The organism is Actinomycetota bacterium, from assembly GCA_030650795.1.
Classification (GTDB): Bacteria; Actinomycetota; Actinomycetes; order S36-B12; family S36-B12; genus UBA11398.
Map to the genome: position 1 here is coordinate 78,743 of JAUSDJ010000023.1, position 15,566 is coordinate 94,308.

Annotated in this window: 20 protein-coding genes; 6 read left to right on the plus strand and 14 right to left on the minus strand. The window is 59.2% G+C overall.

Going from position 1 to position 15,566, the window contains the following annotated elements:
• Nucleotides 1–14: 14 nt before the first annotated feature.
• Both Q7L55_06885 and Q7L55_06890 read left to right on the plus strand, forming a co-directional pair.
• Nucleotides 15–509, plus strand: coding sequence for a DUF1003 domain-containing protein (locus Q7L55_06885; GenBank protein ID MDO8732280.1), 495 nt, complete (start codon nt 15–17; stop codon nt 507–509).
• Between the two features lie 23 nt (nt 510–532).
• Nucleotides 533–1,669 (plus strand): P-loop NTPase, encoded by a 1,137-nt coding sequence (locus tag Q7L55_06890; GenBank protein ID MDO8732281.1) that lies wholly within the window; start codon nt 533–535, stop codon nt 1,667–1,669.
• Nucleotides 1,670–1,687: 18 nt separating this feature from the next.
• On the opposite strand, the gene Q7L55_06895 is transcribed toward Q7L55_06890, so the two are convergent.
• The gene (locus tag Q7L55_06895) at nt 1,688–2,005 is read right to left on the minus strand and encodes a twin-arginine translocase TatA/TatE family subunit (protein ID MDO8732282.1); all 318 of its coding nucleotides are present in this window, start codon (nt 2,003–2,005) and stop codon (nt 1,688–1,690) included.
• Nucleotides 2,006–2,024: 19 nt separating this feature from the next.
• Entirely contained in the window at nt 2,025–3,179 is a 1,155-nt protein-coding gene (locus Q7L55_06900) for a trypsin-like peptidase domain-containing protein (GenBank protein ID MDO8732283.1), read from the minus strand.
• A 92-nt stretch (nt 3,180–3,271) separates the two neighbouring features.
• Between Q7L55_06900 and Q7L55_06905 the strand changes: the two genes are divergently transcribed.
• Entirely contained in the window at nt 3,272–3,919 is a 648-nt protein-coding gene (locus Q7L55_06905) for an O-methyltransferase (GenBank protein MDO8732284.1), read from the plus strand.
• 58 nt (nt 3,920–3,977) lie between these two features.
• On the opposite strand, the gene Q7L55_06910 is transcribed toward Q7L55_06905, so the two are convergent.
• The 3 genes from Q7L55_06910 to Q7L55_06920 are packed head-to-tail and all read right to left on the minus strand — an operon-like array spanning nt 3,978 to nt 4,696.
• On the minus strand, nt 3,978–4,145 hold the full coding sequence (locus Q7L55_06910) for a DUF3117 domain-containing protein (GenBank protein ID MDO8732285.1): 168 nt from the start codon (nt 4,143–4,145) through the stop codon (nt 3,978–3,980).
• Between the two features lie 60 nt (nt 4,146–4,205).
• Nucleotides 4,206–4,466, minus strand: a complete 261-nt coding sequence (locus Q7L55_06915) for a hypothetical protein (protein ID MDO8732286.1) — start codon at nt 4,464–4,466, stop codon at nt 4,206–4,208.
• Nucleotides 4,463–4,696, minus strand: coding sequence for a DivIVA domain-containing protein (locus Q7L55_06920; protein MDO8732287.1), 234 nt, complete (start codon nt 4,694–4,696; stop codon nt 4,463–4,465). Before Q7L55_06920 ends, Q7L55_06915 begins: the two co-directional genes overlap by 4 nt.
• A 68-nt stretch (nt 4,697–4,764) precedes the next feature.
• Between Q7L55_06920 and folP the strand changes: the two genes are divergently transcribed.
• A complete protein-coding gene (folP, locus tag Q7L55_06925) occupies nt 4,765–5,643 on the plus strand; it encodes a dihydropteroate synthase (GenBank protein ID MDO8732288.1) in 879 nt (292 codons plus the stop codon).
• A 15-nt stretch (nt 5,644–5,658) separates the two neighbouring features.
• Here the strand turns inward: folP and Q7L55_06930 are convergent, their stop codons facing one another.
• Nucleotides 5,659–6,231: a TIGR00730 family Rossman fold protein gene (locus Q7L55_06930; protein ID MDO8732289.1), complete on the minus strand. Its 573-nt coding sequence runs from the start codon at nt 6,229–6,231 to the stop codon at nt 5,659–5,661.
• Nucleotides 6,232–6,339: 108 nt separating this feature from the next.
• Here Q7L55_06930 and Q7L55_06935 point away from each other — a divergent pair, with 108 nt between their 5' ends.
• The gene (locus Q7L55_06935; GenBank protein MDO8732290.1) at nt 6,340–6,885 is read left to right on the plus strand and encodes a YceI family protein; all 546 of its coding nucleotides are present in this window, start codon (nt 6,340–6,342) and stop codon (nt 6,883–6,885) included.
• A gap of 14 nt (nt 6,886–6,899) precedes the next feature.
• On the opposite strand, the gene dapE is transcribed toward Q7L55_06935, so the two are convergent.
• Nucleotides 6,900–7,970, minus strand: a complete 1,071-nt coding sequence (gene dapE / locus Q7L55_06940; protein ID MDO8732291.1) for a succinyl-diaminopimelate desuccinylase — start codon at nt 7,968–7,970, stop codon at nt 6,900–6,902.
• 18 nt (nt 7,971–7,988) lie between these two features.
• Here dapE and dapD point away from each other — a divergent pair, with 18 nt between their 5' ends.
• A complete protein-coding gene (dapD, locus tag Q7L55_06945) occupies nt 7,989–8,939 on the plus strand; it encodes a 2,3,4,5-tetrahydropyridine-2,6-dicarboxylate N-succinyltransferase (GenBank protein MDO8732292.1) in 951 nt (316 codons plus the stop codon).
• 85 nt (nt 8,940–9,024) lie between these two features.
• Here the strand turns inward: dapD and Q7L55_06950 are convergent, their stop codons facing one another.
• The 7 genes from Q7L55_06950 to mshB all read right to left on the minus strand — a co-directional run bounded on the left by Q7L55_06950 (nt 9,025) and on the right by mshB (nt 15,555).
• Entirely contained in the window at nt 9,025–10,308 is a 1,284-nt protein-coding gene (locus tag Q7L55_06950; GenBank protein MDO8732293.1) for a citrate synthase, read from the minus strand.
• Nucleotides 10,309–10,382: 74 nt separating this feature from the next.
• A complete protein-coding gene (gene dapC, locus Q7L55_06955) occupies nt 10,383–11,468 on the minus strand; it encodes a succinyldiaminopimelate transaminase (protein MDO8732294.1) in 1,086 nt (361 codons plus the stop codon).
• Nucleotides 11,469–11,470: 2 nt separating this feature from the next.
• The gene (locus Q7L55_06960; GenBank protein ID MDO8732295.1) at nt 11,471–11,797 is read right to left on the minus strand and encodes a ferredoxin family protein; all 327 of its coding nucleotides are present in this window, start codon (nt 11,795–11,797) and stop codon (nt 11,471–11,473) included.
• A 79-nt stretch (nt 11,798–11,876) separates the two neighbouring features.
• A complete protein-coding gene (locus tag Q7L55_06965) occupies nt 11,877–13,724 on the minus strand; it encodes a VanW family protein (GenBank protein MDO8732296.1) in 1,848 nt (615 codons plus the stop codon).
• A gap of 55 nt (nt 13,725–13,779) precedes the next feature.
• Nucleotides 13,780–14,280, minus strand: coding sequence for a flavin reductase family protein (locus tag Q7L55_06970; protein ID MDO8732297.1), 501 nt, complete (start codon nt 14,278–14,280; stop codon nt 13,780–13,782).
• On the minus strand, nt 14,273–14,671 hold the full coding sequence (locus Q7L55_06975; GenBank protein MDO8732298.1) for a DUF6113 family protein: 399 nt from the start codon (nt 14,669–14,671) through the stop codon (nt 14,273–14,275). The genes Q7L55_06970 and Q7L55_06975 overlap by 8 nt, the downstream gene beginning before the upstream one ends.
• Nucleotides 14,668–15,555, minus strand: coding sequence for an N-acetyl-1-D-myo-inositol-2-amino-2-deoxy-alpha-D-glucopyranoside deacetylase (mshB, locus tag Q7L55_06980; protein ID MDO8732299.1), 888 nt, complete (start codon nt 15,553–15,555; stop codon nt 14,668–14,670). Before mshB ends, Q7L55_06975 begins: the two co-directional genes overlap by 4 nt.
• Nucleotides 15,556–15,566: the final 11 nt, after the last annotated feature.

Genomic DNA, 15,566 nt, shown 5'->3' on the forward strand with positions numbered 1-15,566 from the left:
GCATCGACCAGCCAATGGAACGTGGCCTCTCCCGCCGCGGCACCTATGACCCCGAGCGCTTCGGGCGCGTCTCAGAAAGGGTTGCCCGGGCAATCGGCTCCTGGGGCTTTATCGCCTGGATGTCGCTGGCGATCAGCGGGTGGGTGCTGATCAACACCATTGGCCCTCCGGACTGGCACGTTGATCCGTTCCCATTCATCTTCTTGACCCTGCTGCTCTCCCTGCAGGCCTCCTACGCCGCCCCCTTGATCCTGTTGGCCCAAAATCGCCAATCTGACCGCGATCGAGTGCAATACCAGGAAGACCGGCAGCGCACTGAGCGGCTCCTGGCCGATAGCGACTACCTGGCCCGCGAGATTGCCGCTCTGCGCCTGGCGCTGGGCGAGGTGGCCACTCGTGACTACATCAGAGGTGAGCTGCGAGACATGGTGGCCGATTTGCGTGACCACATCGACACCATGGACCTTGAAGAGCGCCCTAAGCCACGGGACCGCAAGCGCGACCGCTAGTCGACCGGCTTAGCATCAGGTCCATGCAACCAAATCTTGAGGCGATTCACGCTGCCCTTGCCACCGTGCAGGATCCGGAGATTCACCGTCCCGTCACCGAGCTCGGAATGGTCAAATCTGTGGACGCTGACGCCAATGGCGCAGTAAATGTCGGGATCTTCCTCACGGTCTCAGGTTGCCCAATGAAGGACACCATCACTGAGCGCGTGACTGCTGCGGTTTCCGCCGTTTCCGGAGTCACAAGTGTCACCGTCGAACTCGATGTCATGAGCGATGAGCAGCGCGCCGGATTGAAGACCCTTCTTCGCGGAGCCGATGCTCGCGAGATCATCTTCAACAGGCCTGGTTCCACCACTCGCGTGTATGCGATCGCATCAGGTAAGGGCGGAGTCGGCAAATCCTCAGTCACTGCGAACCTCGCTGCGGCGATGGTCGACATGGGACTTTCCGTTGGTCTCGTTGATGCCGATGTCTACGGCCACTCGATTCCGCGCATGCTCGACGCTCTGGATGCGCCAACGATGGTCGAGGGCATGATCATGCCGCCCACGGGCTATGGCGTTCGCGTGATTTCGATGCTCGCCTTCAAGCCAGGTGGTGTGACGCAGCCTGTTGCGTTCAGAGGACCAATGCTGCATCGCGCACTTGAGCAGTTCCTTGCCGATGTGTGGTGGGGCGACCTGGACGTGCTGCTGCTCGACCTCCCACCAGGCACAGGAGACATTGCGATCTCCACAGCACAGTTGCTGCCTGGGGCCGAACTGGTCATCGTCACCACTCCGCAGATGGCAGCTGCCGATGTTGCGGTGCGTGCCGGAACTCTCGCCGAGCAGACACATCAAAAGGTGGCTGGTGTCATCGAGAACATGAGCAGCTTCCCGTGCCCGCATTGCGGTGAGCCGATTGATCTCTTTGGCACGGGTGGCGGGGAGCTCGTCGCCCAGCAGATTTCAAAGGTGCTCGGAACTGATGTTCCAATGCTCGGTCAGATTCCGTTTGACGTCGCCTTGCGTGAAGGCGGCGATGACGGTCGACCTTTGGTGCTCAGCCATCCGGATGCACCCGCATCCATCGCGTTGCGTGCGATCGCGGAACGACTGGGGATGCGCCCACGGGGCTTGGCCGGGATGTCACTGGGGATCACCCCAGCAAAGCGTTAGTACTTGACCAACCAGCGGCTAGGTGGCGTCTGGATCAAAAGTCGGGCGAGACGGCGATGGTGTCGGTGGGGCTTTGGCCACCGGTTCGTCCCGCATCAGGCTGCTCGCCAATCGCTTCGGATGCAGATCAGCCAGGCCCTTCACGGTATCGACCGCCTCGTTGAGATCCAGCCCCGCTGAATCGGCGAGATCCTGCTTGGCACTGGTGGCCATCGTGCGAATCTGCTTCAGGAACTTGGCTCCGTCGGCTGCCGCCTTGGGCAATCGATCAGGGCCGAAGATGAGCAGGCCTAGGACTCCCAACGCAAAGATCTCGCCCAGCCCAATGTCGAACACGTTGTCAGCCTACGCCCGCTCAGCCCTTGCCGGAGGCTGAGCCCAAGGTGACCGTGGCCGTGCTAGGAGTTCCGTCGCGCTCGTAGGTCACGGTGATCTTCTCGCCGGGATCGTTGTCACGAATGGCCACAACGAGTTCGGTCGCATTATGAATTGCGCGGCCATTGATTTCAGTGATGACATCGCCCACTTCGAGTCCGGATGCAGCCGCAGCACTGGAATCGGTGACCTTGCTGAGCTTGGCGCCATCTCCGTCAAAGTTGATCGCAAGTGATACGCCAATGACTGGGGTGCGCGAATCTCCAGTGGCGATGATCTCTTCGGCAATGCGCTTGGCTGAGTTCACCGGGATTGCGAAGCCCAGGCCGATGCTTCCGCTCTCACCGGACGATGCCATCGTCGCGATCGCGGAGTTGATGCCGGTGACCTGTCCGGTGGCGTTCAACAGCGGGCCACCTGAGTTGCCAGGGTTGATGGCCGCGTCAGTCTGGATAGCGTTGATGAAGGAGGCTTCGCCATCACCACCAGTGGTCACGGGTCGATTGATGGCGCTGACGATTCCCGCTGTGACGGTACCGGCAAGCCCAAGCGGAGCTCCAATGGCAATGACTGAATCGCCTACGTGCACGGCATCAGAATTTCCGAGAGTGACTGAGGGCAGATCCTTGCGGCTGACTTTGACCACGGCGAGGTCATACGCGGGGTTCGTGCCGATCACTTCGCCAGCTGCCTTGGTGCCGTCATTGAAGACAACACTCAACTTGCCTCCATTGCCGAGCAGTCCGACAACGTGGTTGTTCGTGAGTATGTAGCCATCCGAGCGAAGGACGAATCCAGAGCCGCTGCCTGATTGGGTCTCACCCTCCACCACGATCGAGACGACTGATGGCAGCACCGATGCGACCACTTCAGCGATTGAGCCGGCCGCCGGTGGCGAAAGATCAGCAGGCGCCTGGGGCAGCGCGATTGAAGTCGATGCGGTGGAACTGTCATCTGCTTGCGTTCCGATGAAGTACCCCCCGACTCCTGCGCCCAAGCCCACAATTGCCGCCGTAACGGCTGCCACAGCAACCGTGCCACCGACGCCAAGACCGCGCTTGGCGACGATCGGCACGAAGGTTGGTGGCTCTGGAACGAACTCTGCAACCGGTTGGGGGCCAGACTCGGTCGACATGGATGCAGACTCCTCGCTAGGTGGTTGGTCAGGCAGCTTGGAGCGTAGACCCGTTAGGCTGCGCTCAATTCTCACACCTGTGGAGGTGCGCCATCACATCGTCCCCCCTGCCCTCGAAGGCATCATGGAACTACGCCGATGAGTGGCTCGACGAATCCGAGCCGATTCGTGCTGCTCGCGACAAGGCTGGGGAGCTGGGATGCACCCCAGTTGCCCCATCGACAGCGCATACCCTGCGTGTCTTGGCCAAGGCCATCAATGCTGAGAACGTCGTCGAGGTTGGCACCGGAGCTGGAGTCTCAGGGGCTGCGCTGCTGTCTGGCATGTCGGCCGAAGGCGTACTCACATCCATCGACAACGAGGCCGAGTTTCAGCGCTTGGCGCGCGAAACCTTGAACAACCTCGGCTACGACCACATCCGGGCCCGACTCATCACTGGTCGAGCGCTGGATGTGCTCCCCCGCCTCACTGAGGGTGCCTACGACCTCGTATTCATCGATGGCGACCGCACTGAGTACCCAGCCGCGCTCATCCTCGCCACGCGACTCCTACGCGAAGGTGGCTTGGTTGCCTTCGACAGCATGCTCACTGAAGGAAGCATTGGCGATTCATCCAGCCGCAATCCTGAAGCTGTGGCGCTGCGTGATGTGGCCCATGCGCTGCGTGATGACGACAACTGGATTCCAGCTTTGCTGACTGTCGGCTCTGGCCTGCTGATCGCGATCAAAGTCGCCGAGTAACGGCTTTGGACAAAGCAAAAGGGCTGAGGAAAATCCTCAGCCCTTTTCTTATGTGAGATCAGGCAAAGACTGCAAGCAGACTGTTACCGAGATTCTTGGCTTCTTCGGCGTTGAGCTCGACTACGAGCCGACCACCGCCCTCAAGTGGTACGCGCATGACATAGCCACGCCCCTCCTTGGTGACCTCGAGCGGGCCATCGCCCGTTCGTGGCTTCATCGCGGCCATCGCGTCCCCTTTCGTCTGGGGACCCATTATTCCGCTTGGCCCGGGCTCGCGCACCACCGGTCAGGTTTTTGGGACCTTTGGCAGAATTCCCTGCTCAATGAGAGAGCCAAGTTCGCTCAGCGAGTGGTTCACACCGGCGACAAATGCCGGGCGGACAACAGGCCATCCAAGTTTGCCCACGACTCCCATCGGCAGGTCCAAATCCTCGCTCCAGAGAAATCGGGAGCGACCATCTGAAAGCGCGACGACTTCCATCACTCCAGTTCCGCGAACGAAGCCGCCATCGCCTTGAACGACGTCGACGGTGGTGCCCACCATCACTCAAAGCGAGTCTGGTCGTTGCGCAAGCGCTCGTTCTCAGCTCGGAGCTCTTCGAGTTTGGCGTCCACTTCATCCATTCGATAACCGCGCAAGACGACATCAAATCGCGGGTCTGCCGGATCGCCCTCTGGTCGCAGATCAACAACTGCTTCAGGAAGACCGCCTTGGCGACCAACCAGGACAAGCGCGATCCCGACGATCACTGCGATGGCGATGAACACGACGGTCACTTGCCTATCTCACCACGAGTTGGACACCCCTTGGCACGTACCGGAGTCTTGGATGTCAGGCTGGTCTCATGCCGCCTCCTGGCCCGCTCATTCTGGGTTCGCAGCACTTCGACATTCAAGATCGCGCAATCATGGCGATCGTCAATCGCACCAAGGATTCCTTCTTCAAGGGTGGCTCTACTTTTTCCGACGACGACGCAATGGCGGCCGTCACAACTGCGGTTGAAGCTGGGGCTGAAGTCATCGACATCGGCGGAGTCAAGGCGGGACCGGGCGAGGAAGTCGACACGACCGAAGAGATCCAGAGAACCGCAAGATTCGTTAGAGAAGTCCGAGCTGCATTTCCAGACATCGTGATCAGCGTCGACACCTGGCGAGCCGAAGTCGGTCGTGCCGTATGCAAGGAAGGTGCCGACTTGCTGAACGATGCATGGGGCGGCGTTGATCCGGCACTCGCCGAAGTCGCTGCCGAATTCGACGTCGGTCTTGTGTGCACCCACGCGGGCGGTCAACAACCGCGATCCCGACCACATCGCGTCCAGTACACCGATGTCATGGCCACGATCGTTGATTACACCTGCGGACTTGCCGAACGCGCAGTCGCTTTAGGAGTGCGACCCGATCGCATTCTGATCGATCCGGGTCATGACTTCGGCAAGAACACCGCGCATTCGCTGGAGGCAACACGCCGGCTCTCAGAGATGGTCGACACAGGTTGGCCAGTGCTGGTCTCCTTATCCCGCAAGGACTTTGTCGGCGAGGCACTCGGTTTGACTGATCCACATGATCGCTTGATCGGCACCCTTGCAACTACGGCGATCTCGTCACTGCTTGGAGCGCGGATGTATCGCGTTCACGATGTGCCGGCAACGCGCCAAACCCTGGATATGGAACGGACAATCGCCGGCGTTCAACGTCCACGCATTGCACGCCGCGGACTTGCCTGAATCACAACCGGCGCCTTAGCCGGAGTGCGGGACCGAGGCAGTAGAGGTCCAGGAATGCTGAATGGCGTCGCAGGCTTCATGAACCGACGTCGTCCAGAGCAACTCGGCCACTGCATGCTCCTTCACGAAGCCAAGTTTCTGCCAGTGCTCGACCTGGGCACGGAGTAGATCAAAGTCGCCCCAGGGGTCGAGCACGACAACAGGTTTGGTGTGCATGCGGAGATGCCGAGAAGTCCAGACCTCCATCAACTCCTCAAGGGTGCCAATCCCGCCTGGGAGGGCCAGAAAGGCATCTGCTCGGTCGTCCATGATCGCCTTGCGCTCACGCATAGTGGAGGTCACGATCAACTCATCGGAGTCATGATCGGCCACTTCGTACTCAATAAGTGCCTGTGGGATGACGCCGATCGTGCGACCGCCGCCGAGCCGGGTCGCCCGCGCTACCGCGCCCATCATCGATTCGGAGCCGCCGCCAGACACCAAACTCCACTGACGGCTCGCGATTTCCTGCCCGACATGCGCTGCCAACTCGACATATCGACCCGGAATTTGCGGGTTGGAGGCGCAATAGACGCATACGGCGGGCATCGGCCAAGCCTAGGGGTAGACCAATTTGCACCTTGCCTATTTTAGTTGTATATTCAACTAACTGCTTGAACATTCAACTAATCATCCCTCAACTATGGAAGGCAAGTCATGACAGATCTCAGCGCGACCACCGGAACTTGGGCCATTGACCCCGCACATACGACAATCGGATTCTCAGCTCGCCACGCGATGGTGGCCAAGGTTCGCGGCAACTTCACCGAATTCACCGGCTCTTTCACCCTTGACGGCGAAGTACCAGAGAACTCCAGTGCGGATCTGCTCGTGCAGACCGCAAGCCTGACGACTCAGAACGCTGATCGCGATGCCCACCTCAAGAGTGCCGACTTCCTCAACGTCGAGGTCAACCCGACTCTTTCGTTCAAGTCGACCGGCGTCAACGTCAAGGGCGGCGACAGCTACGTCGTCACCGGAGATCTCACGATCGGTGCAATCACCAAGAGCGTCGATGTTGAATTCCAGCTCATCGGCGTCAGCCAAGACCCATGGGGCGGCACTCGTATCGGCTTCGATGGCGAAACCGAGATCACTCGCAAGGACTTCGGACTCGTCTGGAATGTCGCCCTTGAGGCTGGCGGGGTCCTGGTAGGCGAGAAGGTCAAGCTCACCCTCGATGTCGAGGCTGTCAAGCAGTAATGCGGCAGCAAGACCTAGCTCGCTGTGGGTTCAAGCCACTTCAATAAGCGGGCATGGCAATTGCGCACCTGCTCAACCGACACCCACTCATCGACCTGATGAGCGATGCTCGGATCCCCCGGTCCAAAATTCAGGGCCGGGGTTCCGAGTGCGGTGAAACGCGCCACATCCGTCCAACCAAACTTGGGTTGCGGAATCACTCCAATGGCTTCAACGAATGCTGCGGCGGCAGGCCGGTCAAGACCCGGACGAGCCGCATCGGCTTCATCGACAAATTGCACATCAAAGCCGTCGAACACTGACTCAACGTGGCTTTTGGCCTGCGCCAGCGATCGATCCGGCGCAAAGCGATAGTTGACGGTCACCACACACTCGTCCGGTATGACGTTGCCCGCGATGCCACCCTTGATGCCAACGGCATTGAGCCCCTCGTGATAGCTCAGGCCATCGACAACTGGCTCACGAGCCTGGTAGCCCTGCAGCCGCGCGAGGACTTCACCAGCCGCGTGCACGGCATTGACGCCCATCCACGACCGCGCACTGTGCGAACGCACCCCACTCAAGCGAATCTCAGCTCGAAGAGTGCCCTGACAGCCAGCTTCAATGCCCGCATTCGAAGGTTCCATCAGGATCACAAGGGAGGCATCGAGCAGCGCCGGTTCGGAATCGACGACTTTCTGAAGGCCATTGAACTCAGAAGCCACCTCTTCACATTCGTAGAACACATACGTGACATCGCGCACCGGCTCACAGACATTGGCTGCCAGGGACAGGGCAATGGCCAGACCGCCCTTCATGTCACACGCTCCCAGGCCATAGAGACGATCGCCATCGAAATGGTGCTGCATGTTGCCAGCGCTGGGCACCGTGTCGAGGTGACCGCCTATCAACACTCGATCTGCGCGGCCCAACTCGGTGCGCGCGACGATGGTGTTGCCCAATCGAACAAGAGTCAGATGCGCGCATTCAGCCAATGCCGTTTCAACAAGATCTGCGAGTTTCGCCTCGTCATGCGACTCTGAAGGCACGTCGATAATCGCAGCGGCGAGTGCGACGACATCTGTTGACAAATCCAAGGCGGACACATGGATACGGTAGTCGCCATGTCCTCCTCAACTGTTGATCTGCCCGCTGTGACTGGTCCGGCGTCGGCCATTGGCCTTGCCACGGTGATCGGGGACGAGGTCCTTGATGTCTGGTATCCAGAGCCGGCATTGACCCTGAGCCCGACGGATGTCAGTGGGCTTGCCAGTGCAATCAACGATGATGCGATACGCGGCGTGCACGTGCAGACGATTTTGACGACCATTGCAGATCTCGCATCGCCGCCCGTTGACACAGCCGACGTCTTCTTGCGCCTGCATCTGCTTTCGCACCGGCTCGTGCGTCCGCGCACCATCAATCTCGATGGCATTTTCGGACTCCTGAACAATGTGGCCTGGACCTCGCTTGGGCCGGTGCCCGTTGATCGACTCAATGAGACCCGACTTCGTGCGCGCACCAAGGGCCTTCACGTCACTGTGTATGGAGTCGACAAGTTCCCACGTATGGTCGACTACGTCGTTCCAACTGGAGTCCGTATCGCTGATGCCGATCGCGTACGACTTGGTGCATATGTCGGCTCGGGCACAACGGTGATGCATGAGGGCTTCATCAACTTCAATGCCGGAACCCTTGGCACCTCAATGATCGAGGGCCGCGTATCAGCAGGCGTTGTCGTTGGAGAAGGCTCGGACGTCGGCGGTGGCGCATCGATCATGGGCACTCTCTCTGGCGGCGGCAAGGAGGTCGTCACCATCGGTGCCGGCAGTTTGATTGGGGCAAATGCTGGAGTGGGCTTGAGCCTGGGCGACAACTCGATAGTCGAAGCAGGCTTGTATGTCACAGCCGGCTCGAAGGTCACCATGCCCGATGGCTCGGTAGCCAAGGCTCGCGAGGTCTCCGGCGCCGATAACTTGCTCTTTCGACGCAACTCGCAGTCCGGCGCGATCGAAGTGGTTTCGCGCACAGGTTCGTGGGGCGGTCTCAACTCGGAACTGCACGCCAACGACTAGACACTCTCAGCATTCAAGATCTATAAGCAGAAAAGACCGTCCAATGGACGGCCCTCTCGCAATTCAATCCTTGCAATAACTGAAGTCAGCGGGCTGCCATCGGCGTGTAGTCGCGCACATCGGAACCGATGTACACCTGACGCGGACGGCCGATCTTGGTGTCAGAATCCTCGATCATTTCGCGCCACTGCGCGACCCAGCCTGGAAGACGACCAAGTGCGAACATCACTGTGAACATGTCTGTTGGGAAGCCCATCGCCTTGTACAGAATGCCGGTGTAGAAGTCGACGTTTGGATAGAGCTTGCGTGATACAAAGAAGTCGTCTGCCAGTGCGGTCTCTTCGAGTTGGCGAGCGATCTCGAGCAGTGGGTCATGTACACCAAGCGCGGCAAGCACGCTGTCGACGTGGCCCTTGACGATGGCAGCGCGGGGGTCATAACTCTTGTAGACGCGGTGACCAAAGCCCATGAGCTTGACGCCATCTTCACGGTTCTTGACCTTGCGCACGAACTCCGCAACATCGCCGCCGGAATCCTTGATCTCCTGCAGCATTTCCATCACGGCCTGGTTGGCGCCACCGTGCAGAGGTCCAAAGAGCGCATTTATCCCAGCGGAAACAGATGCGTAGACATTGGCGTTTGCCGAACCCACCATGCGCACGGTGGAGGTTGAGCAGTTCTGCTCATGATCGGCGTGCAATAACAGCAGGGTGTCAACGGCGCTGACCACAGCGGGGTTGAGCGTGTAGTCCTCACCGGCGGTACCGAAGGTCATCGTGAGGAAGTTTGCGACGTAGCCAAGTGAAGGATCCGGGTCAACGAACTTCTCGCCGAGGGAGTGCTTGTAGGCGTAGGCCGCAATGGTTGGCAATGCGCCAAGCAGTCGGAAGGTTGAGATTTCGACCTGATCCTTCTCGAAGGGATCGAGTTCATCCTGATAGTAAGTCGACAGTGCCGAGACCGCAGCCGAGAGGATCGACATCGGATGCGCATCACGCGGGAAGCCGGCGTACAGAGCCTTGAGTCCTTCAGGAACCACGAGGTGCTTGTTGATCTCAGCTTCGAATTCGGCAAGCTCTGCGCTGGTCGGCAGTTCGCCATAGATGAGGAGATAGGCCGCCTCAAGGAATGTGGACTGTTCTGCGAGCTGCTCGATCGGATAGCCGCGGTAGCGCAGGATGCCGGCGTCACCATCAATGAAGGTGATGGCAGACGAACAGGCTGCGGTGTTGAGGAACCCGATATCGAAAGTCACATGTCCTGTGGTCTTCATGAAGGGTGCGATGTTCAAACCAGGTTCACCCACCGTTGACGGCACCTCTGGGAGGTCAAGCTCGCCACCTGGGTGCTTCACTGCGTATTCAGACACGTCTTCTCCTTCTCGGCGAACCGACACTACAGAGTGCTGCTCGTGCTGCGCTAACCCGGTGTGAAGGGGGAGAGTCACAACGCCAACCGCTCTGGAACTTGGGCAATTGCCTCGTCGGTGGCCGTCAAGGCAATTCTCACATGGTGAGCACCTGCTGCACCATAGAAATCACCTGGTGTGACGAGCACTCCGCGCTCGGCAAACCAAGCAACGGTCTGCCAGCAGGGCTCAGCCCGCGTTGCCCAGAGGTAGAGGCCAGCAGCACTGTCATCGACAGTGAATCCGGCCTCGTGCAGCGCGAACTTGAGCAACTCGCGTCGCTTTCGATAACGCTCATGCTGAACGGCTACATGGGCATCGTCGGCATAAGCGACTGCCGCCGCGTGCTGGACGGGCGTGGGAACCATGAGTCCGCCGTGCTTGCGCACCTCAAGCAACTGCTTGACCAACTCGGGATCCCCGGTGATGAATCCAAAGCGATAACCAGCGAAATTGGAGCGTTTCGATAACGAGTGCAGGGCCAGCACTCCATCGTGACTCGCTCCTGAGACTGATGGGTGCAGCACTGAAGTAGGTGCGGCGTCCCAGGCCAGTTCGTAATAGCACTCATCACTTGCAACGACCGATCCGATGCTGCGGGAGTGCTCGACGATCGAGCGCATGCGATCGGCCGTCAGGACGTGTCCAGTCGGGTTGCCCGGCGTATTGAGCCAGATGAGCGAGGCATCAGATATTGACTCAGGCTCATCGGTAGCTGTGACGCGAGCCCCGCACAGCGCAGCCCCGACGGCATAGGTGGGGTAGGCGACTCGTGGGATGACGATGTGATCGTCAGGACCAAGGCCAAGCAGAGTCGGCAGCCAGGCGACCGCCTCCTTGGAGCCAATCGTCGGCAGGATCGACTGCGGGTCAACGCTTGAGTCCAGAATGCGCTTCACCCAATTCGCACATGAGGTGCGCAACTCGATGGTGCCCAGAGTCGTGGGGTAACCGGGAGCATTTGCGGCATCGATCAACGCCTGCTGAATGATCGCTGGCGTTGGATCAACGGGGGTGCCAACTGACAGATCAACGATCCCCAGCGGGTGGGTTGAAGCCTGTTGCGAATAGGGGGCCAGAAGATCCCAAGGGAAATCCGGAAGCTGATGGGCCCTTCCCATGTCTATTCGTCGTGCTCCTGTGGAGGCAGGGCCTTGACGATGGCAACATCGAAGGTCTGTGGGCCCAACTTTGCAGCACCGCCAGGAGATCCGAGTTCAACAAAGAAATCAGCATTCGCTGCGGTGTACGCAGTCCACTCTTCGGGAACATCATCCTCGTAGTAGATGGCCTCCACTGGGCATACTGGCTCGCAGGCACCGCAATCAACGCACTCATCAGGCTGGATGTAGAGCATCCGATCGCCTTCGTAAATGCAGTCAACCGGACATTCCTCAATACATGCCCGGTCTTTGAGATCGACACATGGCAATGCAATGACGTAAGTCACCTAAGCCTCCAGTTTCAACGGGGTGATCGCAGCCAAACTTACACAACCGCAAGAGCGGTTCTGACCGACTACTGGCTGATCAGGCCAGAACGTGACGTATCTCCCGGAATTGCGGCGCTCCGTCTCCTGAGGACGGTGTTGGAGACGGGCTCTTGGTGGGCTTCTTGGTGCCGGAAGCGCTTGGAGAAGGGCTTGGTTTGAAGCTGCTTTCAGGCTTTGGCTTCTTCTCCTTGCCACAAATCACCTCGGGCGAAGGCTTGTACTTCGTGTGAATCGTTTGGCGCTTAGCTTCGACTCCGTCCTTGTAGAAGACACGATCGACATCAATGTCAAAGCCCTCCATGCCACCTTGACCCAGGCAGGTAGATGACTGATCGTAAATCGTCTTGAACGGCACGATGTTTGTCCGCGGACCGGACTCAGCTTTGATCCCGCTGTATTCGGGAGTGCCCCAGATCGAAACTGTCATGGAAGTCGAATTCGCGGAGGCTTGCAGGTAGACAGCGTTCGGATACGGATTCTTGAACTTCATGTCAAAGATGCCCCAGGCAACAGTGGCTTCCAAGCCGGGCTTGTAGCGCGAGATGTATATCGAGTGAGCAATGACCTGCACGGGTTCCATGCCAGCGTAGAACGCAGCGGTCCACATTGCTGTTACTGCAGTCGAAACACCGCCGCCGAGTTCTTCGGCAAAGATTCCACCTTCTCCGATCACAAAGCCGACCGTGTAGCCATTTGCGGCCGTGCGCTCCTTGATCGTGCCGTTCATTGAATAGGTCTCACCTGGCAGCACGACAGTTCCGTTGATGCGTCGTGCAGCCTCACCGATGTTCTGCTTTCGGTAAGCGGCATAAGGGAAATTCTGCGTAAAGGTCGACAACCGTTCTTTGACTCCAAGCTGCTGGGCTTGCTCGGTTGTGAGCTGCGGTTCGCGCACACCGACCGTAACTGTGGCAACGCGATCTGGCGGATTCTTACCGATGACTTGGCCAACGGCGTTCGATAGTTCATCGTTCGAAACGCCTTTGCCTACCTTGCTTGGGACGATGACAGGCGCACCGTTCTCAATGACGAATGTCGCATCGCGTCCCGGAGTTTCCGTCGTCGCGATCTGCTTGGCGATGGCTTTGTGCAAAATGCCACCATCAAGAATCGGTTGCAATTGGCCGTCTCCGGCGCTGAAGGTCAAGGACCGCGCGATCGCCCGCGGGCCCAGACGGGCGGTGATGCCATCGACCTGCACCTGAACCGGAGCGCTCACGGCCTGCTGGGCCACTGCTTGCGCCGCCGCCAGAGCATCATCAGACACCGTGGGTTCAGCAAGCACCGGCGGAGCGTTCGCCGAGGTAGCGCCAGTAGTAAATGCATTCACGATCGCCAAAGCCGCAGCAGCGCCATCGATTTCTCGACCGGCTTCACTTGGAATCTGGATCGCGGAAAGGCCCTTCATGTCGATCATCGGCTCGACTGGCGCTCGATCAATAACTGTGGCAATGGCATCGACCTGAGCGCTCAGGCTGTCCTGATCGACGTCGACCACCGGCTCTATCTGTCTGGTGGCGAATATCCCCGTCACCAAGGTGAATGGATTCCAGGTTCGGGCCGAGGCCAGAGCCACGGTGGCCGCAGTATCGAATGTCAATCCGGCCTCACTCGGCAGAACCGGGAAGTCTCGCTTGGCGCTGTGCACGGTGATGGGCGTGGACTGCTTGCTCGCCAAGCCTTTGTCCAAAGTTGCCGTGGCTTCAACTGAGGACATGCCACCGATCTCGACACCCAGCACCAAGGTGCCTCGAGGAATGCCGGATCCGGCAAGCAGCAAGAGCCCGATGTAAGCCACAACAAGAACGAATCCCGCGCCCAATCCGACGAGGATCCATTGGCGAGAAGACCCTACTGGCCACTGCCAGTGGCTCTGCTCACTCACGAACGTAACCCCCGGGACTCAACTGAATAGTGACCCGATCGTAAGCGACTGTTGATCACGAACCAGGCAAGCCGTGAAAGCGGCCTTTCCAGAACAACAGTGGTGCTGATTCTTCCTCGGAAGTACTGAGTTTTTGGACGGCCCCGACGACGATGTCGTGGTCTCCCGCGGTGATCATCGAATCTATCGAGCACTCGATCCAGCCCAAGGCGCCTGTGACCAGCGGCACGCCGGCCTCACTACGCACGTGCGGAACTTCTGCGAACTGATCCTCAAGTGGTCGACCGCGCAAGGAGAACCAGCGAGCGATCCGATCATCTTCTTCGGGCAGAACCGACACCGCGAAGCAATCGGTCAGCTTGAGAGCCTCGTGAAAACGCGATGACCGCTCAACGCAGAACAAGATCAGCAGCGGATCTAGCGACAGGGAGGCGAAGGAGTTCGTGGTCATCGCATGATCAACGCCATCGGCCACCGCTGTCACCACGGCCACGCCAGTGGCGTAACGACCGGCGACGGTGCGCAAGGAAAGGGCATCGAGTTCGAGCTCACGCATTGATTGGCTCGAATCCAGGCTCCACGCGATCGTGAATGACGGGGAACACCGCGGCGGCGCCCCCAAGAATGACCCCGCCGAGCAGGTAGACCCACTGGCGTCCGCCGCCTGACAACGCCAGATCGCCAGAAGTTGATTCTGCTGACATCACGATGGTGGCCGCGATCCAGCCTGCAAACAGCACCGCGCCTCCCCAACGACTTTCGATGTACCAGGTTGCGCCCCTAATGACGATGACCAGCACCAGGATGACAAGGACCGTCCCCCACGGAACAACCAGCAGCCCCCATGGCGCGGAGACGATGAATCGGTCAGCTTGGACGAAGGCACCGATCAAGCCGATGAGGAGTCCAACGAGGAAGATCCCAGCAAGCTGAAGCGTGCGGATCACGCATCGACTCCGGCGAACAGATCACGTTCACGGCCATCAATGAGGGGGCCGGATTGACCAAAGACCAGCCGGAAGTATTCGCTGCCGAACATTTCAATGCCAGCGGTGTCCGCGAGAGCAAGGAAGCCGCCCTCAGTGCTTATTTGGGTGGCGTGCGCGCGCAGAGCTTCAAATTTTCGGCTCACGTACTGGCTGGCATCAATCTCAGTCGTGATCAGTTCGTCTTCTGTGACGAAGGGCGGTAGATCGTCAGGATCCATCTCAGCAAAGCCATCGGTGTGACCAGCTGCTCGAAGCGCGATAATGCCGGCTCGCACCCTGCTACGTGACATGGCAGTCCAGTAGAGCTTCGAAATCTGCCATGACTCACCCAATTCGGGGTGGAAGCCATCGATCGATGCCAGAGCAACGGCGTAATGCGTCACCCGATGGGCTTGCAGGTGGTCTGGGTGGCCATAGCCACCAAAGTCGTCGTAAGTGACCACGACCTGTGGCCGCACCTCACGGATAACCTTCACCAGTACTAGCGCGGCCTCAAGAAGATCCGCACGCCAGAAGCTTGCCGGGTTGTCATTTTGAGGTGTACCCACCATGCCCGAATCGCGAAAACGCCCCGGGCCTCCGAGCAGACGCCAATCAGTGACGCCGAGAACAGCCATCGAATCGGCCAACTCTTGCTGCCGATGTTGGCCAAGTCGATCCTCTTGATCAGATGCAAAGTGTGCGACGTCGGGAAGCAGAACCTCCCCCTCTTCACCCAGAGTGCAGGTGACCAGCGTTACTTGAGCACCTTCGGCGGCGTATTTGGCCATGCTGCCACCAGTGCCAATGCACTCATCATCAGGATGCGCATGAACCAGGAGGAGTCTGCGAGTCACATGCAGACGGTACATGC